This is a genomic window from Methyloversatilis sp. XJ19-13 (genome assembly GCF_024580155.1).
In the GTDB taxonomy this organism is placed as follows: Bacteria; Pseudomonadota; Gammaproteobacteria; order Burkholderiales; family Rhodocyclaceae; genus Methyloversatilis.
The window spans coordinates 1-558 of sequence record NZ_JANINH010000042.1; the positions used below are offsets into that span (position 1 = coordinate 1).

The following is a 558-nucleotide window of genomic DNA, read 5'->3' on the forward strand; positions in this document are numbered from 1 at the left end:
TTGTCCAAAATTCCCCACTGCTGCCTCCCGTAGGAGTCTGGGCCGTGTCTCAGTCCCAGTGTGGCTGGTCGTCCTCTCAGACCAGCTACAGATCGTCGCCTTGGTAGGCCTTTACCCCACCAACTAGCTAATCTGACATCGGCCACTCCAATCGCGCGAGGTCCGAAGATCCCCCGCTTTCTCCCTCAGGACGTATGCGGTATTAGCACTTCTTTCGAAGTGTTATCCCCCACGACTGGGTATGTTCCGATGTGTTACTCACCCGTTCGCCGCTCGCCGCCAGGTTGCCCCGCGCTGCCGCTCGACTTGCATGTGTAAAGCATTCCGCCAGCGTTCAATCTGAGCCAGGATCAAACTCTTCAGTTTAATTCCCAAAACTCAACAGAATTCACAGGTATAAGCTTTCGCTTAAAACCTTTGATTCGTATGAGCACTTCAATTTAGTTGTCATGCGCATTTCCATCACCCCAGGTTCCCCCGAAACGACATCCACACGCCGTTACAACCATGCCGTGCCCACACCTATCGGCTGTTTGTGTTTTTAAAGAGCTTCGCTGC

At 53.0% G+C, this 558-nt stretch carries 1 rRNA gene; it reads right to left on the minus strand.

The window, feature by feature from the left end:
- Positions 1 to 366, minus strand: a 16S ribosomal RNA gene (locus NMQ14_RS19625); the annotation flags it as partial.
- Positions 367 to 558 lie beyond the last annotated feature (192 nt).